Source organism: Blastopirellula retiformator, assembly GCF_007859755.1.
GTDB lineage: Bacteria > Planctomycetota > Planctomycetia > Pirellulales > Pirellulaceae > Blastopirellula > Blastopirellula retiformator.
Genome location: NZ_SJPF01000001.1, coordinates 1,115,500 through 1,137,470, shown reverse-complemented (window position 1 = coordinate 1,137,470; position 21,971 = coordinate 1,115,500). Strand labels below are relative to the sequence as shown.

The window sequence follows — 21,971 nt, the reverse complement described above, 5'->3', positions numbered from 1 at the left end:
CCGCATGAGCTCTGCACCTGCCGATAAAGTCGAAAACACCAGCCGCGGCTCGTTAGCGGTCGTCTTTTTGACGGTCTTTATCGATCTGCTCGGTTTCGGCATCGTCTTGCCGCTGCTGCCGATTTACGCCGACCAGTTTGGCGTTGACGAGCATGGAATCACGCTCGGCCTGTTGATGGCCAGCTTTTCGGCGATGCAGTTCCTGTTTGCGCCGTTCTGGGGACGCTTGTCCGACCGAATTGGCCGCCGACCAGTGATCATGATCGGGCTGCTGGGGAGCGTGATCTTTTACACGATTTTCGGCATCGCGACGGTTGAGAAGTGCGTCTGGCTGCTGTTTCTCTCGCGGATTGGCGCTGGCATCGCCGGGGCGACGATCTCGACCGCCCAGGCCTACATCGCCGATACGACCAGCCTAGAGAATCGCCCCAAGGGCATGGCGCTGATCGGCATGGCGTTTGGCCTTGGCTTTACCTTTGGTCCTTTGGTCGGCTTTCTGGCGGTTCCTACCGGCGAAGGCGATCCTGGTCCGTGGCCCGGTTATGTCGCCGCGATTCTATCGGCCGGCGCTTTGGCGCTCGCCTGGTTCAAGCTGCCCGAGTCGTTGCCGAAAAACGCCAGCGCCGGCCGCGAGAATTCGCACCGCGGTTTTTCGCTCGGTTCGCTTGGCTCGGCCCTGACCACCAAGTCGATTGGCGGATTGCTGATCGCTTTTTTCGTCTGCGTCTTCTCGTTCGCCAATTTTGAAACGACGCTCGGCCTGATGATCTCAGGCAGTCACTTGGAAAACAGCCCGTTTCATTTCACGTTTGGCCAGGTCTGTTTGACGTTTGCCTTCATCGGCTTCACGCTGGCGATCGTCCAGGGTGGAATTGTCCGTAGACTCGCCGGGCGAATCTCGGAAGGCGCGCTAGCCGCTGGCGGCGGCGTTGCCCAGATCGCCGGCTTTCTGATGATCGCCGGAGCGGTTCGCTCCGGCTCGCTCGGGCTACTTTTCGGGGCGTTGGCGATCATCGTCAGCGGCTTCGCGTTCGTAACGCCGTCACTCAACTCGCTGCTATCGCGGCGAACCGATCCCGAGAAACAAGGGGGCATCCTGGGACTGGCGCAAAGCGTCAACTCGATGGCCCGCATCGTCGGGTCAGGGCTGGGAATTCCGCTGCTGAAGATCTCGATGACGCTGCCAGCCTACGTCGCCGCAGGACTAATGGGGGTTGGCGTGTTGCTGGTGATCATCGCCGCCAAGAGCGGGAAAGACTATGAAGTCGAGCAATCTTAATCTTCGTAGGGTCCGCTGTGCGGACCACCGCCCCGCCACACAACTTCAAGAGGCAGTTTGACAAACTGCAGGAACGGAGCACAACCATCGCTTCGCTTGGATCGTGCTGGTCCGCACAGCGGACCCTACGCTGGATACTAACGTGCTAGTCGTCCAGCGATTCCAGCCCCGCTTCGGCCCGGGTCGGGTTTTCCAGATAGGCGGTCAACAAGATTTGCGCCGCCAGCTTGTCGATCTTCGCTTTCTTCTTTTGCTTAGTCAGCCCCAAGCCGCCCAGCATTTCTTTGGCAATGCTGCTGGTGAAACGTTCGTCGTAGTAGATGATCGGGATGCCAGTGATGTCGCCAAGCCACTTGCCGAACTTGCGAGCCTCGCCCGACTTGCCGCTTTCGGCGCCGCTCATATGGACCGGCACGCCGACGACAAACAACACGATCCGCTCTTCGCGGGCCAATTGCTCGAAGTACTGGCGATCGAGCTTCTGCGTGCGGCGATTGTAGTTATCAAGCGGGCTGGCCAAGATCCGCTCGGGATCGGTGATCGCGATGCCGATGCGAACCGTACCGAAGTCGACGCCGGCGATGCGGCCAACCGGCGGGATCTCGGGAATCGCGGCGTCGCTCATAGATGAGCGTCCCAGCCGTTGGCCTGCAGCTTTTTCACCACTTCGCGAATATCTTCTTCGCGCTGTTTATCGGCGACGAGCGTCGCATCTTCGGTATGCACCACGATCGTACCGCTCATACCGAGCGTCACGATTAGATGATCGCCGTCCGCCTTAATGATGCAGTCTTTCGTGTCGATGCCGAGATGATTGGCGAGGACTGTGTTGCCGTCTGAATCGGCGTCGTTCAAACGCTCCAGGCTTTGCCAGTTGCCGACGTCATCCCACAAGAACGGCGCTTCGATCACAGCGACATCCTGATGATGCTCCATCACGGCGTAGTCGATCGACTTCCCTTGAATCGCGGCGAACTCCCGCTGGAACGTCTCAGCTTGCTGCGGAGTTCCCCAGTCGGCGTTAATCGCTTCCAAGTGTGCAAACATCTCCGGCTCGTGGCGCTTTAGCGCTTCCAGAATCGTCTTCGCCTTCCAGATAAAGATGCCGCTATTCCAATAGAAGTTGCCCGACTCGAAGTACTCGCGTGCAACGTCTCCTTTCGGCTTTTCCCGGAACCGAGCGACCTGAAACGTCGGCGGGGCCGAACTGTCACTGGTCAGCGACTCGCCCCGCTCGATGTAACCGAACGTCTCGGCGGCGTACTTCGGCTGAATGCCAAAGGTGACGATCCGATTTTCGGACTCGGCGACCAAACCTGCGCCGTAGCGAACCGCCGATTGAAACGACGCCTCGGGCGAGATCACATGATCGGACGGCATCACCACCATGATCGCCTCGGGATCGTCGCGCGACACGAGCAGCGCCGCCAGTCCGATACAAGGCGCGGTGTCGCGTTTGCACGGTTCGCCCACAATCGCAGCGGCCGGCAACTGCGGAAACTGCTGCTGGATCGGCTCGACCAGTCGCTGACTGGTCACCACCAAAATCCGCGACGGATCGACCAAGTCGCTCAACCTGGCTGCGGTCGCCTGGATCATGGTGCCGTCGCCGGTCAGATCCAACAATTGCTTCGGCCGGCCGGCGCGACTGGCGGGCCAAAAACGGGTTCCGGCTCCGCCGGCCATAATCACCGCATGTAGCATCGGCTGCTTATCCTATTCTGACAGGTCCCCCAGGACCGTCGGTTCGACGACTGGGGACAATCCTTCCGCCTTCGATTTTAGTTCTTCCGCATCGATCGCGTAGAGCGGGCTGATTTCAATCGGTATGCCCGACTCGACGCTGACGCCGGCTGCGGTCAGCCACTCGGCGTAAATCGCCGTCAAAGCGGCGCGAGCGGCGCTGGGCGTATCGCTCGGAGCGCCATCGGCGTTCTTGACCGGTGCGAACGTCGTCGCCGGCGAGATCTCCACGACGATCGCATTTTTGGCGTGCGGGAGCAAGTCGAAGATGAATCGCTCGAACTTAATGCCGTTGGGCGATTCGGGCGCCACTTGCTCTCCGGCAAAAGTGCAGTACGGAACTTTCTTACTCGCCAAGTGCCACGGCAGACTTTCGGCGTCGGCCGCCATGCGGGCGAGAAACGCGACATTGATTCCATGAATCGCGATATTACCGGCCCAATACTTCAGCGAGCCGCTGGCGTCGCGTTCGGCCGCCAGTTCTTCGGAAAGCTCGCTGTACTCGACCAATCGCAATCGGCCGTCGACTTCGACCAGGACGCCTACTTTTTCTTCGGGACGCCGCTTGGCGACCACCTGGGTCGACATCTCGCTACCGCTAAGCAGGTGGTAACCCAAAAAGAGCGGCTCGCAAACGTCAGCCAGCGGGTTGTCGACCTGGAAGTAGTAGATCTCTTCTAGCCCACGTTTTTGCATGTCGGCCAGACAGCCATTTTTGACCAAAGCGGCGAGCGTGCCGCCGTGCCCATCGGGGCTGAGGGCGAGATGCTCGGGATCGGCCAAAAGCAGCTTGCCGGTTTCGGCGTCGACCGCCGGCATCGTTCCCTGGCAAAAGATGTGCAGTTGCGACTCGGGAAGACCGAAGTTGTCATTGGCCGCGAAGAAGTCGACCGTTTCGTCATGCGTGGCCGGGCTGGTCATCAGGTAAAGCGGAATCGGCTTGCCGTAACGATTGCCGCGGGCGAGCAGCTTTTCGATGAAGATCTGGAACAGCGTCCGATCGGTGACCGGGCCAATCGGGAACATCCCCTTGGGGTGATCAAAACCAAGCCGCGTCCCCTGACCACCAGCGACCAACAACGCGCCGACCTTGCCGGCCGACAGTAGTTTTTCGCCTGCGGCGATCGCCTCCGCTTCGCCAATCCGCGGGACGGCGTCATCCAGGCGAATCGCCGGGGGAGAGTCCATCTGCGCCGGGACGCTCGTCGCTTCTTTCTTTTTTTCGAGCGTCGCGGCGATCTCTTGCAGATCGACCGCTTCCAGCTGTTTCGACAAATGGGCCACGACGTTTGAATCGGCCGATTGCAGGTACTCAAGCAGTTGCGTTTCGCCGGCGTCAGACAGTTTTGCGGAGAGTTGCGGATCGATCGACATTTCGTCAGTCCTTTTCCTGTATTTTTTCAGCTTGCGCTGTTACTAACGCCGTCCCTGCACCGACGCCAAAGCGCCAGACCCGAGAGAGAAAAACCAGCGAAGATCAAGCCGTTCGTGGCGATCGTCACGCAGGCAAGTCGCGGCGGCACGGACCTGAAGCGACTCCTCTCCCACAAGACCTCTATTATTCGTGGTTTACGCAATCGAACAACCGCGCGACGAAGAACAATCGATGAAGCGGCCAGGAAATCTTGATTTACTTGGCCGGCAGCTCGCGCAGACGAACATCCATGTCGTCATATCCCTGGCTCACCTCGTCATCCTGGCCATCGATTCCCAGCGAATAGACGCTCAGCCGAATCTGATAAGGACGCCCATTATCGTCGTCGATCAGCATCTGCGGCAGATACTTTGGCGTCAGCGTTGCGGCCGACATGGGAAAATTTCCGTGGTCACGCTGATAGGCGGCGACCGCCAAGGCGATCTTCGTCATGTCGAGCAGTTTGCGATCGCGCCGATAGCAGTCGTAGTAGTCATCAGCCGGATAGAAGTAGCGATCGAGCAGCGACTTCGCCACGTCGCGCCCCAGCGCCTTACCAATCGACTTTTGCTGAAAAATCCGGAGCAACAGGTTCGGCTGCTCCTCTTCGTCCTCAGAGACGAACTCCCAGTACTGGTCGCTCACCTTGGAGAGCGCCTCATGACTCGCTTTGACGGTCGGCTTCCGCATCGCCGCGTCGGTCTTGTCGTAGAATTCGTTGCCGATCCGCAGCGGCTCGTTCCAGTCCATCAGGTGATTGCCAAACGCCGCGTCGAGCACCTTGGCGAAATCGCGATCCCGATCGCGCGTCTTGTCAAACGCCTCATGCAACGCCATGCGAATCGTCAGCTCGATTTTGGCCAGACACAAGAGACGTTCGAAGTAACCGTATCGCTCCAACAGAAACTTGTCTTGAGGAACCTCGTCGATCTTCGCCTGGTGAGCCAGTAGAAAATCCGAGGTCGCTTCTGGATGATCTGCAAGCGTCCGGCTGACGCCGCACGCCGTGTAGCGAATATCGCCGCCGCACTGCCAGGCATAGACGGTCGGCGAAGTGCAAACGAGTCCCGCCAAGCGGTGCAGACGAACCGCATCTTCCGCGGCGCCTGACAGATCGCCAGCGCCAAGCCGATGCATCGCCCGGGCAGCCAACAAGTCGGCGGCGTTCACCGCGATTTCAACCGTCGGCTCCGCCACTTCGTACATTTCGTACTCCAGCGAGCCGAGACTCCAGCAGACTGGTTCGTAGAAGTGATCACGCTCGACCGCTTTCTCGATATGCTGCAACGGCTTCTCATTCCGCTTTAGCCACTTCGCCATTTGCGGAAATTCTTCGTCGGTCCAAGGACGAGCGGTCGCTTCCAACAGGCGGTTTTCCAGTTCGTAGTATTGCTTGTTTTCCAGCTCGTAGTCGACATCCTCGTCATCCGCTTTCTCGGTCGGCGGAGGGAGGGCAAAATCTTGCCAGTCGACTAGAAACGGATCGTAGCTCGGAAACCGACGCAGTCCGATCTCGCCAAAAAAGTCGCGCGTGCCGATATTCTCCGCCGCCCAATAGTCGGGCCCAGCCGCCAGCCAGAGTTCGATCACCGCGTTATTCTCGGGCTCGACCCCTTCTTTCAGCCGGGCGTTCATCGCCTTCAGATAGTCGACGTTCCCGTCCGCGTCGAGCGGCCCTTCGATATGGGTCGTCTCTTTGCCAATCTGAATTTTGCGGAGCTTCTTCTTTAGCTCCTCTTTCGAGAGCTGCTGCTGATCAGGCTCTTCGCCAAACGACGGAGATGGCGAGACCCCTTGCACAGTACACAAGCAGAACAGGACGACCAAAGAGACGTATCGACGTCGCATGGCGAATTTCCGAGAATCACAGAGGTGAACGAACGAGACTAGTTGAGGCTCATTCTATCACGACGGCGGCGGCAAAACATCCTCGGCTGCGGCGGCTAAAACTCGCCAAATTCTGAAGCCGCGTGCAGCTCCAATACCACCGAGAACGCTTCATCCAGACTGCCGCTGCGGCGCAGTTCGACCCGGGCGCCATGCGCTTCGACCAGCGACGTTTTGACCGACACTTCCGGCCCTTCGACCTGGCAGAGTTCCATCTCGGGCGGCGACGCTAAGGGGGGACAAAACGCGACATGCAGCGTCTGATGACGCTCGCCTACCGCAAAGTCGGCCCGCAAAAAGCCGTAGACGACCTCGGTCGTCGCTTCTCGGGCTCGCGTCAATTGCTGCGAGACATTGCCGGCGACAAAGTGCGGAGCCGGAACTTCCGCCTCATCAAATCGCCACAACTTGTCTTCGGCGTCCATCGCGGGGGGCGGAGTGCTGCTAAGCGGCGAAGCCGCAGCGTTCGGCTCATCGAAGCGGCGCATCGGCGGTTCGGAGGCGATGGCGTGCGCCTGTCGCAATTCATCACGGGCACTGACCGGCTCTTCTTCCTGCTGGCCGACTGGCAGAATTTGCGGGACGAAAAAAAGAAGTGTGATCGCCTCTTCCGCGGCGACGATAAACCACAGCAGAAAGACGACGAAGCCCGACATCTGCCCGGTGGTAAGCGACGCCGCCAACACGACGCTGCAAATCAGCGGCGCAATCGCAATTGCGTACTCGACCGGCGGCAACGAACGACAACGTCCGCCGAACAACCAGAGAGCGCGAATCGCCGCACAGACGCCCGCCAGCGCAACGGCGGCGAAGAAGATCGCGAAACCGGAGACCTCGACCAACGTCCAGCCTGATAACCGCAGCCAGACCGTCTGCAGCGTCACCAACGCCAAGGCGATCGCGCCAATCCAGGCGGTCGGCAGCAACAGCAGTCGGGCGTCATTTTCTTTGGGCGGGTTCGTCATCACTCCGAGTCCATTCCGTGAGGCGCATGAAAAAACCTTCCTGCCGCGGTAGTGTGGCAGGAAGGTTTTACGGGTGCAAGTCGGTTTACCGCCGGAATTAGCCGGTGGTCGCGGCGACGCCGGCGTCCGAGGCGAGCGTGGCCGCCATCTTAGTGTTTTCCCACGGGAATTCTTCGCGGCCAAAGTGACCGCCAGCGGCGGTTGCGCGATAGATCGGGCGGCGCAGATCCAAGTAATCGATGATGCCGCCCGGGCTAAGCGGGAAGTGCTCGCGGATCAGTTCGACGATGCGAGCGTCATCGATTTTGTTGGTGCCGAAGGTTTCGACATGAACGCTGACCGGTTCGGTCACGCCAATGGCGTAGGCCAATTGAACTTCGCACTGATCGGCCAGGCCGGCGGCGACAATGTTCTTGGCGACGTGACGGCCCATGTAAGCGGCGCTGCGATCGACCTTCGTCGGATCCTTGCCGCTGAAGGCGCCGCCGCCATGACGGCCCCAGCCGCCATAGGTATCGACGATGATCTTGCGACCGGTCAAACCGCAGTCGCCCATCGGACCACCGACGACGAAGTTGCCGGTCGGGTTGATGTGATAGGTGATGTCGCCATCGACCAGCTCTTCCGGCAACAGCGGCTTGATGACTTCGTTGATGATGTAGTTGCGAATCTCGGCGTTGGCGACGTCTTCGCTGTGCTGAGTCGAAACGACGACGGTGTCGATGCGGACCGGCTTGTCGCCGTCAAACTGCACCGTCACCTGGCTCTTGCTGTCCGGTCGCAGCCAGTTGACTTCGCCTTGTTTGCGTGAGTCGGTCAGGCGGTTCAGGATCTTGTGCGACAACGAGATCGGCAGCGGCATCAGCTCCGACGTGTGGTTACAGGCATAACCAAACATCAAGCCTTGGTCGCCGGCGCCAATCTGCTTGCCGGCGTCGGTGTCTTCGTTCACGCCTTGAGCAATGTCAGGGCTCTGCTTGTCGAGCGTCACCATGACGGCGCAAGTGTCGGCGTTGAAGCCCATCTTGTCGTCGGTGTAACCGATATCGCGAACCACCGAGCGAGCGATGTCTTGATAGTCGATTACCGCCTTGGTGGTGATTTCGCCCGCCATGACGACCAAACCCGTGTTGACCAGCGTCTCGCAAGCGACGCGGCTCATCGGATCCTGGGCCAGCAGGGCGTCGAGGATACCGTCAGAAATCTGGTCAGACATCTTATCGGGATGCCCCATGCTGACCGATTCGCTCGTGAACAAATACTTTCCAGAAGCCACAGATCCCACTCCTACACCGATAAAAAGCGAAGGCGCTCCCGACCCCCGAATAGAGTGGGAACAATCCAGCAAAGCTCGCATTATAGGGACGATTGGCCGGCTTTAACAGCGGCTGATGCTGTCATCTGCGTGAGATTCTCGGCCATTTACGAAGTCCATCGCCCCCTCGGTCGCAGGTGAAAGAAAATTCGATTGCAATTTCGTCCGAAATGTCCTACGAAGTAACTATCGTGGTCGGCAGGTTCCGCCCTGACTTCTCTCTCCCTGCCCTGCGATTCTCATCAACATCCCATCCTCATCCCCGATATTGCCATGACTTTTCGAACCCGTACAGCGTTTACGCTGGTGGAATTGCTCGTCGTTATCGCCATCATTGGCGTCCTGATCGCCTTACTCTTGCCTGCCGTTCAACAAGCTCGCGAAGCGGCGCGGCGGATGCAGTGCAGCAACAATCTGAAGCAGATCGGCCTGGCGGTCCACAACTATCACGACACCTTCAACACACTGCCGCCTGGCGGATTGTGGGCGTACGACGTCGCCTGGGCCTTTAGCGACACCAACCCGGCGCCTGGCCCCAACCCGCAGCGCGGTTCGATCCTGGTTCACCTGTTGCCGTTTATTGAACAGGGGCCGTTGTTCGACAAAATCGATTTCACATCAGCGACGACCATTCAAAACCAATGGGCCGATAGCCCTGCCAATACCAAGCGGGTTCGTGACGTCATCATTCAGGCCTACGTTTGCCCTAGCGATACGTCCGGCGGTGTGACGTCGAACAACTACGGCGCCCACAACTATTCCGGCAACTACGGCCCAAGCTCGATCAACGCCGCCGGCAATCCAAACTGCCCCTGCGGGCAAGGCGCCGCGCTCAACGGCTTCCGCAACGACACCCAGCACAACGAAAGCAACCCGGCTGGGCCGTTCTCGCGTCGCGGCAATCGCTACGTCGGCAACTTCGCCCAGACGACCGACGGGCTCTCGAACACGATCTACTTCGGCGAAGTTCGTCCCGAGTGCTCCAATCACGCCAACGCCGGTTGGGCAGGCGCCAACAACGGCAACGGTCTGGCCGGAACCTTGACGCCGATCAACACCGACACCTGTCACACCCAGGCCGAAGCTCCTGGCGGCGACACCTGCTATGCAATGTGCAACTGGAACCTGGAATTCGGCTTCAAGTCGCTTCATCCCGGCGGCGCCCAATTCCTAAAGGGTGACGGCTCGGTCTCATTCCTGGCCGAAACGATCAACCACAACACCTACCAGCGATTGGGACAGCGGGATGATGGCCTAGTGATCGACCTCTAACGCCCCCCACTCCTCCGTGGATCGAATCCCGCCCAAAAAAACCAAGAAACGCAAAAATCAAGCCTTGAACACCAAAGCCGGGAATATACAATAAATCCCCTCGCTATTAACTGCCTAAGATAGCCAATAGCGGCACAAGTCTCTTCCGTTCGCTGGGGTCGTCCAATCATGAAGTCTAGAAAGTTTGGCTTTACGCTAGTTGAGTTGCTGGTCGTGATCGCCATTATCGGCGTCCTGATCGCTTTGTTGCTGCCGGCCGTCCAACAGGCCCGCGAAGCCGCGCGGCGGATGCACTGCAGCAACAACCTAAAGCAAATCGGCCTGGCGCTGCACAACTACCACGACACTTTTCAATCCTTGCCGCCGGGCGGTTATTGGGCGCACGACACCCCTTGGTCGACCCCGACGCCTCCTTCGCCCAATCCGGAACGTGGTTCAACCCACGTCCGCCTGCTCCCTTTCATCGAGCAGTCGGCGATATACGAAAAGATCAACTTTGCGTCAGGCACGTCGGTGCACGAACAGTACGTCGACGCTCCGACCAACTCGAAGAAGGTCAAGCAGGTGATCGTCGACGCCTACGTTTGCCCAAGCGACACCACCGGCGGCATTGTTGAGGGAACGACGCTCGCCGCGCACAACTATTCACCCAGCTTTGGGCCCAGCGGCGTCGGCGCGGCCGGCAATCCAAGTTGCCCCTGTTCGCAGGGAGCGGCGATGAACGGCTTCCGCAACGACACGTCGCATGGCGAGATCAAACCGGCGGGCCCATTCACCCGCCGCGGCAATAAGTTCATCGGCAAGTTTTCGAGCGTGACCGATGGCCTGTCGAACACAATCTTCTTTGGAGAAACTCGCCCCGGCTGCTCAACGCATCACGCCAAGGGGTGGGCCAACTCCAATAACGGCAGCGGTTTGGCGACAACGCTGATCCCCATCAATACCGACACCTGCCACACCCTGGCTGAAGCCCCCGGCGGCGACACTTGCTATGCGATATGCAACTGGAACCTGGAATTCGGCTTCCGCTCGCTCCACCCCGGCGGCGCCCAGTTCCTGAAGGGAGATGGCTCGGTCTCATTCCTGCCGGAAACGATCAATCACAATACTTACCAACGACTGGGGCAACGTGACGATGGCCTGGTGATCGACCTGTAATCCGTGCGGCGCCCCTTCATTTGCCCAGCCGCCAATCGACGGAAACCCCTTCTCATGCATGCCCTACGATTCCTCAGTCTTCTCTTGGCGACAACGCTACTAACCGGTTGCGGCGGCAGCAAGCTGCAACCACTTACCGGAACCGTCACGCTCGATGGCAAGCCGCTGGCGGACGCCGCCATCAGCTTTAGCCCAGTAGAAGGAGGCCGACCCGCCTCCGGCAAATCGGATGCGGACGGCAAGTTTACGATCGCTTCGTACACCGCCGGCGATGGACTTCCGCCGGGCAGCTACAAGGTGACGATCGTCAAGATCAACACCAAGAGACAAGCCCAAGCGGCCGCTAGCGACGAGGAAGACCAATCGCCGGAGAACGCCGCGATGGGGGCGATGGAACAAGGCGTTTCGTTCCTCACCCCGGTCAAGTATTCGTCGCCGCTGACGACCGACCTGGTGGTCGACGTGACGCCGGGGATGGAACCAGTCCAACTCGACATCGCCTCCAAATAGTCGCTAAACGGCGGACGACTCGATAATCGAAATCGGCTGCGTGGTATTGATCACGCGCTCAAGCTGAAAACCGCAGCCAGCCAGCAAGTCGCGATACTCGGCTTCGGTCCGTTCTTTGCCGCCAGGGATCAGCATCATCGTCAGATCGATGAACTTGCCGAACGAAGGTTCGTTGCCAGGCGGAATGATGTACTCGATCAACAGCAACTTCTGCCCCGGCTCCATCGCGGCGCGGCAGTTCTTCAGAATGAGCGTACTCTTTTCATCGTCCCAGTCGTGGATGATGTGCCGCATCATGTAGCCGTCGGCCGAACGGGGAACCTCGGCAAAGAAGTCGCCCCCGATCAGCGTCGCCCGGTCGCTGACGCGGCTTGACTCTAGTTTCTCCGCCGCTCGCTCCACCACATGCGGCAGGTCGAACAAGAGGCCGCGTAGCTGCGGATGCTTAGTCAGCACTGCGGCCAGCTTTGATCCATTTCCGCCGCCAATGTCGGCGATCATGTCGAACTGCGAAAAATCGTAGGCGTCCAAAATCGCCTCCGTTTCGCGGCCGTGATAGCTGGTCATCGCGGCGTCAAAAATGGCGGCCGATTTCGGATGATCGCCAAGGTAGGTGAAAAACTCCTGGCCATACATCTCCTGAAAGGCGTTCTCGTCCGATCGGACTGCGCTCGCCAGCCGCCCCCAGACGGCGAAGTGCTCGTCGCGCATCATCTGTGAGAAGCTGCGGAGCGAGTACGGATGATCGCTCGCCAGCGGCTCGGCCAGCGGAGTCATCTTAAAGACGTGGGGATCGGTTTCGGCAAACACGCCGACGGACGCTGCAGCTCGCAGCAAACGATAAAGTCGCTCTGGATTGGCGCCACAATCTTGAGCCAAGTCTTCGACCGAACAGGGACCGTCTTTTAACAAGTCGGCCAATCCCAACTCCCCCACGGTCAATACGACCTGGGAGATCTGGAAGCCGCCAATCATCTCCATCAATTGCTCAACCGGAGAAGCGCTCGACATCGGGTTAAGACTCCCTACGAGAAACGTTATTGTCGGCATTTAACGAAGGAGCCATTCTAGCGGGCGACAAGCGAAGCCGCGGTGAAAAATTCGAAAACAGAACAAAGGACCGCTGGTATCATCGCAAGTGAGCCCAACCTGACGCCCAGCCTACTTGGGCGTCGCTCGCCTTGTTGCCGCACCACCAGGATCGAATCGACGCCATGATTGGGCAAACGTTTACATGCGACGCCTGCGCCGCCCTGGTGACTGTGCCGGCCGAGTCCGAGCGACGACCGGTCCACAATGGAGTTCAACGCGTACAAGGCGCGGATGGTCGTTCGGATTCTCTTTTGGTCATGCGTGGTTTTCGTGTTCGGCAGCATCTTCGTCTGCATCGCTCCTTTTCTACTTCCCAAGCTTGATCTCAATCTGACGCGAACGAACAATCCGAGGAAGAGTTCCGCCGCTCATTCGAGCTTGCCCATCGCCGGAACTACCAAGCCTGCTTCGGCGTCGTCAATGGACGAAACGCAGTCGAATATGCGATCCGTCAACTTCCCCAAGTTGATCCGCAGCGGATTTACGCCGCCGGCCACGACGCCGCAGGAACGATCTCGCTGCTGTTGGCCGAAAACGAACCTCGCCTGGCTGGCTGTATCGCGCTTGAACCAATCATTGACGTCGAAGCCCGGTTCGAGCAGATGTCACAAGCCATTCCAATCGTCGACCAGCTTGCCTCTTTCAACGCCGAGCAAACCCCTTAAGCCACCCAGAAAGAATTCAGTGCCCTGTCTTCCTGTTTTACCCGCCATGGGAAGAGGCGCCGGAGTTTGCCGATACGCAGAACTTTGCCGAGACGCTGAGACAACTGGGGGTGGACGTTACCTTCGTCGTTGGCGATCCGGAAGAAATCAAGTTCTTTACGGGCGCGCCAAAGAGGCGGTTCAATGGCTAAAAAATCGTAATCCTTCGGCCCTGGACAACGACGAACCTACGCCGCCAGCCGGTGACGAATAAACTCAGGCGGCGGCAAGAAAGGGCGGAGGGCCTCCATCGTCCGCTCGACGGCGCCAATCTGCGAAGCGACCACTTGCTGGGCGTTGTCTCCCAGCGTCTCGCACCAATCGGGCTCGTCCAGACAGCGTCCGACGAACGCGGTCAGCTCCGCTTCGTCAGCGACCATTACGGCCGCTTCTTCGGCCAACAGCATCTGGACGATGTCGCGGAAGTTTTTGGTGTTGGGCCCAAAGCTGACAGCAGCGCCATACGCGGCCGGTTCGATCATGTTCTGGCCGCCGCGGCGACCAAAGCTGCCGCCAACAAAAGCGATATCGGCCACGCCCCACCAGGCGCCCAGTTCGCCGACCGTATCGACCAACAGCACGCTAGCGGTTGGATCAACCACGCTAAGTTCGAGGGAAGACCGACGCGACCAATTGACGTCAGACTCGTCCAACATCGCAGCGACTTCGTCAAAACGTTCCGGATGGCGGGGGACCAAAATCAGCCGCAGGTCAGGATGCCGCGGCTTGGCTGCCAGAAACGCGCTTAGCGCCGCCTCTTCTTCGCCGGCTTGCGTACTGCCGGCCAGAAAGACGACCGCGCTAGAGGGGATCTTTGCCAAGCGGCAGAGCCGCATCGTCTTCAGGTTGCGGCGATTGGTCTCGGCGCCGTCGAACTTGAGCGAGCCGGTTGCGATCACCCGCTTGGCCGGAACGCCCAGCGCCACAAACCGTTCGGCGATCGACCAGTCTTGCACCGCGATGCAATCGATTTTTCGCAGGACCGGACGCAGCAGCGAACTGACGCGGCGATAACCGCGGTAACTCTTTTCGCTCAGCCGTCCGTTGACGATGGCCACGTTGACGCCGCGGGCCTTCGACAGCGAAATCAGGTTGGGCCAGATTTCCAGCTCGGCCAGGATCAACGTCTGGGGGCGGATCCGCCGCAGCGCCGTCTTGACCGCCCAGGTGAAATCGAGCGGGGCGTAGCTGACGATGCAGTCATCGTAGCGAGCCCGGGCCAGTTCGTAGCCGCTGTGCGTGGTGGTGGTGACGTAGATCTCTACACTGGGAGATTGGGCGCGAATCGCCTGGATGACGGTCGCTAGCAGATTTACCTCGCCAACGCTGACGGCATGCAGCCAAACGCATGGAGCATCTCCGCGGCGGACTGGAATCAGACCGAAGAACTTCGCCAGCAACCCGCCGCGACGACGCCCACGCACCAGCTTCGACCAGGCAAAAAACGGCATGGCTGCAACGAGAGCGCCAAGATAGAGGATGTTGAGAAACCAACCCATGGGGAATCCTTTCCCGGGCTCTAATTGCTTTTCAGCGACGACGCTGCGAGGTGAGCCATTCGCAGGGCGTTTTCTTGGTAGGGATAAGTGCAAAGCGCCGGCCGGCCCTGCACTCTAGTTTATCGGCAGGTTGGCTAGCCAACTCCGCGGTCTTTGCCCATATGGCAATCTTTGTACTTCTTGCCGCTGCCGCACGGGCAAGGCGAGTTGCGTCCAACCCGTTTTCCAACGTTTCGGATCGGTTCGACCACTTCCTTTTCGGTCCCGGTCGAGCCTTCGTTGGACTCTTGCTTCTGGCGAGCCATTTCGGCTGCGGCCGATCCAGCTTCGTCATGACGAGCTTCGGTTTCGGTCCAGGTCGAGCTGACGAAGTCCTCGTTCAGGCTTTCGATCTTGTAGACGAGGTCGGTGACCCGTTCGCCGATCGACTGCCACATCGTCTCGAACAACCGCATACCTTCCCGCTTGAACTCGACCTTCGAGTCGACTTGGGCGTAACCCGAGAACGCCACGGCGCTCTTCAAGTGGTCCATCGCCAGCAGGTGATCTTTCCAGATCGAATCGATCAGTTCCAGCAGGACGCTCCGCTCCATCCGAGTCATTTCGGGACGATAGCGTTCGTTGACTTCGCGGATTAGGCGTTTCTCGAGTTCAGCCCGATCGAGCGACGCCAGTTCGTCCGGATCGACGTCTTTCTGGATTGTCGAGCGAATCCAGTCCGACAGCGAGCTGAGCTTGCCGTTGCCGCCGCTGACCATCGAGACGGTCTGGCTGTCCGAACCTGACTCGTAAATCGAGGCGACCTTGTCGCGCACCTTTTGCAGCTTCTCGGCCGCTTGTCGAATGTGCCCGCGGCTCTTCTCTTCGAGCAGGGCCTGGATCTCTTCGCGCTGCTTGCTCTTGACGTCTTCCAGGTCCAGATTGATCTCGAACCGTCGCGCGGCCCAGTCGACCAAGCCCTCGCGATCCAAGCGCGAACGACCGCCCGACTTATCGCTGAACTTGTAGATGCCGGCGAGAACCGGGTACTGCGATTCCTTATGTTCGTAGGCTTCGGTCGCCATCTCCAGAATCATGTCCGCGATCTCTTTTTTGCTCTTATCGCGGAGATCCTCGACCGTGACCTTCAGGTCAAACTTGTAGTGGACCCAGCCGGCCAGGCTCTTGTAGCCGAAATCGGGATCAAGGAACTTGGCCCCTTCCGACAGGTCGATCTTCTGGATCTGCTCGCGGGCCTTTTCGACCAGCAGCGTATCGACATGATCGCGGCCAACCTTCTTCAGTTCGCGATCGCTGAAGTTGGTCTTCCACATCGAATTGGAGAAGCGGGCCATCGCCTGCCAGTTCCATTCCGACTCTTCTTCTTCGGACGGCAGATTTTCGTCGATCGCCGCCATCACGTTCGATTCGGCCTGACGTTCCGCTTCGTCCTTGGCATGCTCCGAAGCGGCGTTGATATCCAGACCGCGGAAATCGCGGGGATCCAATTCGCTGGAGAGCTCAATGCCAGCCCACCGGGAGAACGTTTCGACACCGTAGTCTTTGGCCAACAGCATGTCGACAAAGCGGTCGATCTGCCGCTCGACCATATCGAGAATCAGCTCTTTGCAGTCGTCGCCATCCAAAATCCGCTGGCGGAAGCCGTAGACGCGCTTGCGCTGCTCGTCCATCACTTCGTCGCTTTCGAGCAGGTTCTTACGAATGTCGAAGTTGCGTTCTTCGATCTTCTTTTGGGCGCCTTCGACGCGGCGGGTGACCATCCGGCTTTCGATCGCCTCGCCTGGCTTCATACCGCCTGGCATGTTCATCAGGAAGCCGCGGATCCATTCGCCAAAGAAGATCCGCATCAGGTCGTCTTCCAGCGACAGGAAGAACCGACTGCTGCCGGGATCACCTTGACGACCGCAACGACCACGCAACTGCAGGTCGATACGACGCGACTCGTGCCGCTCGGTGCCGATGACGTGCAGACCGCCCAGTTCGCGGACGACCTTGCCCTCTTCCTTCATTTTTTCGCGGGCTTCGATCTCGGCGATCAACGTATCCCACTCTTCTTCCGGCACTTCCAGCCGGGTTGGATACTTGTCTTGCAGCTGCGCCCAGGCGAGCGTCTCCGGATTACCGCCGAGCACGATGTCGGTACCACGACCGGCCATGTTGGTGGCGATAGTGACCGAGCCGATCCGCCCCGCTTGGGCGACGATGTCCGCTTCGCGACGATGCTGCTTGGCGTTGAGAACCTGATGACGCACGCCGCGGCGTTCGAGCAAATGGGCGAGTCGTTCGCTCTTTTCAATCGAGACTGTACCGACCAGAACCGGGCGCCCCTTCTTTTGAATGTGGCGAATCTGCGACCGGGGAAACTCGGTTTTCCCTTTCCCCCCCTTCTCTTCAAAGACGACGACGTTCTCGTCTTCGCGAGCAATATGCCCCCAGCGCTCGCTGCCGTCTTTCATCTCCAGCACGTCCCACTTGTGGAACCGCTCGATCTCGTCGGCGACCGCTTCGTATTTTTCTTTCTCCGACATGTAGATTACGTCGGGATGGGTGATCCGCTGCATGGTGCGGTTAGTTGGGATAGCGATCACTTCCAACTGGTAGATCTTCCACAACTCGCCCGCCTCAGTCATCGCGGTACCGGTCATGCCGCCGATCTTGTCATACAGCTTGAAGAAGTTCTGCAGCGTGATCGTGGCCAGCGTCTGCGTCTCTTCCTTGATCGGCACTCCTTCTTTGGCTTCGACCGACTGGTGCAGACCATCGCTCCATTGTCGACCTTCCATCTTACGGCCGGTATGTTCGTCGACGATGACTACCTTGCGATCTTCGACGACGTAATTGACGTCGCGAATATAGAGGTAGTGCGCCTTGAGCGCGTTGTCGATCAGGTGGGGCCACTCCATGTTACCCGCGGTATAGAAGCTCTCGACCTTCGCCAGGCGTTCCGCTTCGCGCACCCCTTCGTCGGTCAGGTTCGTGCTGCGGTCCTTTTCGTTCACTTCAAAGTGAACGTCCTTCTGCAGCGTCCGGGCGATGACGTTGGCGGTGTCGTACTTCTGCTTGTCTTGGTTGGCCGGCCCCGAAATGATCAACGGCGTCCGCGCTTCGTCGATCAGAATGTTGTCGACTTCGTCGATGATCGCGAAATGCAACCGTCCTTGCGACTGTTGCCAATCTTTGGGGAAGCGTTCGTCGCCGCGCGCCGCCGGGCGCATATTATCACGCAGGTAGTCGAAACCGAACTCGTTGTTCGTACCGTATGTAATGTCGCACGAGTACGACTCTTGCCGCTGACGAACCGGCATGTTGCTTTGAATCGTGCCAACGGTCAGCCCCAGACCACGATACAGCGGCGCCATCCATTCCATGTCGCGGCGGGCCAAGTAATCGTTCACGGTAACGACGTGAACCCCTTTGCCTTCCAGCGCATTGAGATAGGCCGGCAGCGTCGCCACCAGGGTCTTACCTTCACCGGTCACCATCTCGGCGATCGCGCCGGAGGTCAGCACCATGCCGCCGAGCATCTGCACGTCGTAATGCCGCATGCCGAGGAACCGCTTGCCACCTTCGCGACAGACGGCGAACGCTTCGACCAACAGATCGTCGAGCGTTTCGCCTGCGGCTAGGCGCTGCTTGAAGAGCCGCGTTTGATCGCGCAGCTCTTCCTCAGACATCGACTCATATTTCGATTCGAGCGCATTGATAGCGTCGACTTTGGATTGCAGTCGTTTTACGTACCGAGCGTTCGACGATCCGAAGACCGACGTGATCAGTCGTTCAAAACCACTAAGCAGACCGCCGAAAAACGCGCAAATCTGCTCCCAAATCCGTTCCAAAAGCTCCATCGGTCGCTTTGCTTATGTCGGGTCAATAAATAGGGAAAGGTTAGAGGTGAAAATGTCCCGAAGTAGACATGAATTGCGCAGGCGAAATGTGCGCAAACCCTTTCCGCTGGGTAGCTTATAAGGATTATATCACCCGGTCAACCGTGCTTCGATCCGCGCCAACGGGGCTCTTCGCTCAAAAAGCCTGAATCTTCATCCCGATCTGGGTCGATTCTGGGAAGATTGTCGACTCTACCCAATCAGAGCTTGAAAAGCTCGCGGCTCCCCGAAACAATCATCCAGTCGACCCTATCGATGCGCCTCGACTCGACCAAACGCCAGTTTCCTCAACACTTTAGGTCGCCTGTCTCTTGAACTCCGCAGTCAAACCAGTAAAGACTCGCGATATCCGGGGAAAACTGATCCTGCTCGGAACCGGTACCTCGGTCGGCGTTCCGGCGATCGGCTGCGGTTGCCCGGTCTGCACTAGCAGCGATCCGCATAACAAACGGATGCGATGCGCGGCAATTTGGGGACTTCCAGAAGGAAATCTGCTGATAGACACGCCCCCCGACCTCCGCTCGCAGTTGCTGCGAGAGGACATTGGGATCGTTCATGCCGTCGCCTACACCCACGAGCATGCCGACCATTTGTACGGGCTCGACGATCTGCGGTTGTTCCAGTTTTACCTGGGACATTCGGTTCCCTTGTACTGTGAAGCGAACGTCGAGCGGCGGATACGTACGACCTATGATTACGCCTTTTCTTCGGCCCCTGCGACCCATATTGGGGCGGCGCCTGCGCTAGAACTACGGCCGATCGGACTCGATCCGTTTACGACGCTCGGCGTTCAGGTAACGCCAATTCGCCTGAAACATGGGCCCCGATTCAAGGTGCTCGGCTTTCGCATCGGCAATATCGCCTACTGCACCGACACCAACGAAATCCCAGAGGAAAGCTACGCTCGGCTGGAAGGGCTCGACGTACTGATCCTCGATTCGCTCCGCTATGATCCCCACCCAACCCACTATTCGCTCGACGAAGCGGTTGCCGTCGCCGAGCGAATTGGCGCCCGGCAGACCTACTTTACCCACATCTCCTGCCGGATGGATCATCAAGAGGCGAATGCGAAGTTGCCTGGCAACATGCAACTCGCCTACGATCGGCAAGAGATCCCACTTTCGTAGCATTGCATCCTACCCAATCTCCGTAGACCTTCTGCCCGCGCCGCCCCCCCTCGCACGAGGGCACAATTTCCCTTCATTATTTTCTCTTTTTTATGACCCAACTGTTTAGCGCGCAAGGGGGAATGGCTACAATCGCCATTAAGATCGTCTAGCACCGACCAATTACACCTTGCTCGAATTTTCCGATATCGCGCAAGAAAAAACTACCCGGCTAGCCAGCGAGTCCCTCCCCTCGCGGCGATCGCTCGTCCTTCAATTTCGCGCTGATCTACCTATCTTTTCCTAAAATTGCCGGAGCTTTACTATGCGCAACAGACGTGGTTTTACGCTCGTCGAACTATTGGTCGTGATCGCGATCATCGGCGTTTTGATCGCCTTGCTGCTACCGGCGGTGCAACAGGCCCGCGAAGCGGCCCGCCGCATGTCGTGCACCAACAATCTCAAGCAAATGGGATTGGCGTGCCACACCTACATGGACACCTACCCGACCAATCTTCCGCCGGGCGCTTATCACATCCCGGCCAACGGCTCGACGCCCGCCGTCTGGAATTCGCACAGTTTCGCCGTCGCGATTCTGCCATTTGTCGAGCAGTCGGCGCTGTATGAGCTGTACAACTTTTCGGCCGCACCAGACTCAACGACCAACGAAATCGTACGCAAGTCGCCCATCAACGCCTACTTCTGCCCTAGCTTTGATGGGCAGCAAGTGAACACCTCATCGACGAACTATTCCGACGGCGCCCTCTTTCCCTATCAGGCGGTCGGCGGCGTGTATTACAACGACAGCTCGCTCGATCGCACGCTGATTTCGGCCACACACGGCAAGATCCCTGACAATGGCGCCTTCTCCTTCACCGGGCCGCGACGCGCCGCCGCGATCACCGATGGCATGAGCAACACGCTGATGATCGGTGAGTACGTCCATCGCGATCGAACCGGAACCAACAGCGGCATTCCTGGCAACGTTCGCGTCTGGACAATTGGCGCCCTTACTAACCAGGCCTACTACGGCGGAAAGATCATTTATCAAGACACGATTAACTCGCGTCGCGATCGGACCGATGGCATCCAGTTCAGCAACTTGCCCTTTTCCAGCAAGCATCCTGGCGGGGCCAACTTTGTCATGGCCGACGCCAGCGTCCACTTTCTGCCGGAGACGATCGACTTCGACACGTATCGCGGCTTGGGGACGATCAATGGCGGTGAGACGGCGCAACTGCCGTAACCGATTGCCAGCTTGGGCCAGTTCTTTGGGGCGCGGGACGACTAATCTTGGGAGTTATCTGATGCTGCGTATAGAACGCTGGGCGATCGCCGCGTTGGCTTGTAGCTTGCTTTGCGGCTGCGGCGGTGGCAATGGTTTAGACACGGCGCCTACCACGGGTGAAATCACCTACCGCGGAAAGCCGCTTCCCTACGGCAGCATCAGCTTCCGTCCCAAGGCCGGCCCCCCTTCCACCGGCCCGATTGGATCGGACGGCACTTTTGAAATGTCGACCTATCGCGACGGCGACGGCGCGATCCTCGGCATGAACGACGTGATGATCAGCGCCACCGAACTTCACGCCGGCACCGCAAAGCCGGTCGAAGCAGGCGTCGAAATGCCGGTGCCCAAGTCACTGATCCCGGCGAAATACACCGCCTTCTCGACCAGTGGCCTGAATGCCGAAGTAAAAGAGGGGGAGAAGAATCACTTTGTGTTTGAGCTGAAGGATTAGGGCGAAATTCAAAATCGCGTGCTACTTCTGGAAGTTTGGCGTCTCTGCCGCGTTGGGATAGAATATTGCAATTCGCGCTATTCCGAACCTTGAGGGCGATTGCGATCGATTCCTCGTAGAGACTTGTCATGAATATTGATTTATCCGCGGAAGACGCCGCCAGCATTCAGCGGTTAGTTGCGACGGGTGAATTCAAGTCCCCACCAGAAGCCGTCGCCGCTGGCATCCAACTATTGCTCTCCCGACAACAACTGCGAACTGACATTCAAATCGGCATCGACGAACTCGATGCTGGAAACGGAATTGACGGCGACCGTGTATTCGCGGAATTGCGCGAACATTCGCGAAGATCGTCAGATCAGGCGAACTAGAGCGTTTTTCTGATAGCTGTAGCGTTTCTGGCG

General features: G+C 58.7%; 17 protein-coding genes. 8 read left to right on the top strand and 9 right to left on the bottom strand.

All coding sequences use genetic code 11. The features are described from left to right. Window positions 1-4 precede the first annotated feature (4 nt). Window positions 5-1,279: an MFS transporter gene (locus Enr8_RS04730; RefSeq protein WP_146429439.1), complete on the top strand. Its 1,275-nt coding sequence runs from the start codon at window positions 5-7 to the stop codon at window positions 1,277-1,279. A gap of 145 nt (window positions 1,280-1,424) precedes the next feature. Here Enr8_RS04730 and ruvX read toward each other — a convergent pair whose 3' ends face one another. The 6 genes from ruvX to metK form a co-directional block, all read right to left on the bottom strand. Then, window positions 1,425-1,904, bottom strand: a complete 480-nt coding sequence (gene ruvX / locus Enr8_RS04725; protein WP_146429438.1) for a Holliday junction resolvase RuvX — start codon at window positions 1,902-1,904, stop codon at window positions 1,425-1,427. Next, window positions 1,901-2,983, bottom strand: a complete 1,083-nt coding sequence (locus Enr8_RS04720) for a mannose-1-phosphate guanylyltransferase (protein ID WP_146429437.1) — start codon at window positions 2,981-2,983, stop codon at window positions 1,901-1,903. Before Enr8_RS04720 ends, ruvX begins: the two co-directional genes overlap by 4 nt. A 12-nt stretch (window positions 2,984-2,995) precedes the next feature. Then, on the bottom strand, window positions 2,996-4,396 hold the full coding sequence (locus tag Enr8_RS04715; protein ID WP_146429436.1) for a UTP--glucose-1-phosphate uridylyltransferase: 1,401 nt from the start codon (window positions 4,394-4,396) through the stop codon (window positions 2,996-2,998). A gap of 256 nt (window positions 4,397-4,652) precedes the next feature. Continuing rightward, entirely contained in the window at window positions 4,653-6,284 is a 1,632-nt protein-coding gene (locus Enr8_RS04710; RefSeq protein WP_146429435.1) for a hypothetical protein, read from the bottom strand. A gap of 95 nt (window positions 6,285-6,379) precedes the next feature. Next, window positions 6,380-7,288 (bottom strand): hypothetical protein, encoded by a 909-nt coding sequence (locus Enr8_RS04705; RefSeq protein WP_146429434.1) that lies wholly within the window; start codon window positions 7,286-7,288, stop codon window positions 6,380-6,382. A gap of 97 nt (window positions 7,289-7,385) precedes the next feature. After that, entirely contained in the window at window positions 7,386-8,564 is a 1,179-nt protein-coding gene (gene metK, locus Enr8_RS04700) for a methionine adenosyltransferase (RefSeq protein WP_186767434.1), read from the bottom strand. A 312-nt stretch (window positions 8,565-8,876) separates the two neighbouring features. On the opposite strand from metK, the gene Enr8_RS04695 reads away from it, so the two are divergent. The 3 genes from Enr8_RS04695 (at window position 8,877) to Enr8_RS04685 (ending at window position 11,543) form a co-directional block, all read left to right on the top strand. After that, complete coding sequence (locus tag Enr8_RS04695) at window positions 8,877-9,875, top strand: DUF1559 domain-containing protein (RefSeq protein WP_146429432.1); 999 nt, start codon at window positions 8,877-8,879, stop codon at window positions 9,873-9,875. Window positions 9,876-10,043: 168 nt separating this feature from the next. Beyond that, window positions 10,044-11,033, top strand: a complete 990-nt coding sequence (locus Enr8_RS04690; protein ID WP_146429431.1) for a DUF1559 domain-containing protein — start codon at window positions 10,044-10,046, stop codon at window positions 11,031-11,033. A gap of 54 nt (window positions 11,034-11,087) precedes the next feature. Beyond that, window positions 11,088-11,543, top strand: coding sequence for a carboxypeptidase-like regulatory domain-containing protein (locus tag Enr8_RS04685; protein WP_146429430.1), 456 nt, complete (start codon window positions 11,088-11,090; stop codon window positions 11,541-11,543). Between the two features lie 3 nt (window positions 11,544-11,546). Here the strand turns inward: Enr8_RS04685 and Enr8_RS04680 are convergent, their stop codons facing one another. From Enr8_RS04680 to Enr8_RS04670, 3 genes are all read right to left on the bottom strand, one after another. After that, window positions 11,547-12,554 (bottom strand): methyltransferase, encoded by a 1,008-nt coding sequence (locus Enr8_RS04680; RefSeq protein ID WP_146429429.1) that lies wholly within the window; start codon window positions 12,552-12,554, stop codon window positions 11,547-11,549. Between the two features lie 973 nt (window positions 12,555-13,527). Further along, the gene (locus tag Enr8_RS04675) at window positions 13,528-14,838 is read right to left on the bottom strand and encodes a 3-deoxy-D-manno-octulosonic acid transferase (RefSeq protein ID WP_146429428.1); all 1,311 of its coding nucleotides are present in this window, start codon (window positions 14,836-14,838) and stop codon (window positions 13,528-13,530) included. Between the two features lie 134 nt (window positions 14,839-14,972). Continuing rightward, entirely contained in the window at window positions 14,973-18,683 is a 3,711-nt protein-coding gene (locus tag Enr8_RS04670; RefSeq protein WP_146429427.1) for a preprotein translocase subunit SecA, read from the bottom strand. Between the two features lie 350 nt (window positions 18,684-19,033). Between Enr8_RS04670 and Enr8_RS04665 the strand changes: the two genes are divergently transcribed. From Enr8_RS04665 to Enr8_RS04650, 4 genes are all read left to right on the top strand, one after another. Beyond that, window positions 19,034-19,849: an MBL fold metallo-hydrolase gene (locus tag Enr8_RS04665; RefSeq protein WP_146429426.1), complete on the top strand. Its 816-nt coding sequence runs from the start codon at window positions 19,034-19,036 to the stop codon at window positions 19,847-19,849. 304 nt (window positions 19,850-20,153) lie between these two features. Then, a complete protein-coding gene (locus Enr8_RS04660; protein WP_146429425.1) occupies window positions 20,154-21,074 on the top strand; it encodes a DUF1559 domain-containing protein in 921 nt (306 codons plus the stop codon). Window positions 21,075-21,135: 61 nt separating this feature from the next. Further along, entirely contained in the window at window positions 21,136-21,567 is a 432-nt protein-coding gene (locus Enr8_RS04655; RefSeq protein ID WP_146429424.1) for a hypothetical protein, read from the top strand. A 128-nt stretch (window positions 21,568-21,695) separates the two neighbouring features. Next, a complete protein-coding gene (locus tag Enr8_RS04650) occupies window positions 21,696-21,938 on the top strand; it encodes a ribbon-helix-helix domain-containing protein (protein ID WP_146429423.1) in 243 nt (80 codons plus the stop codon). Window positions 21,939-21,971 lie beyond the last annotated feature (33 nt).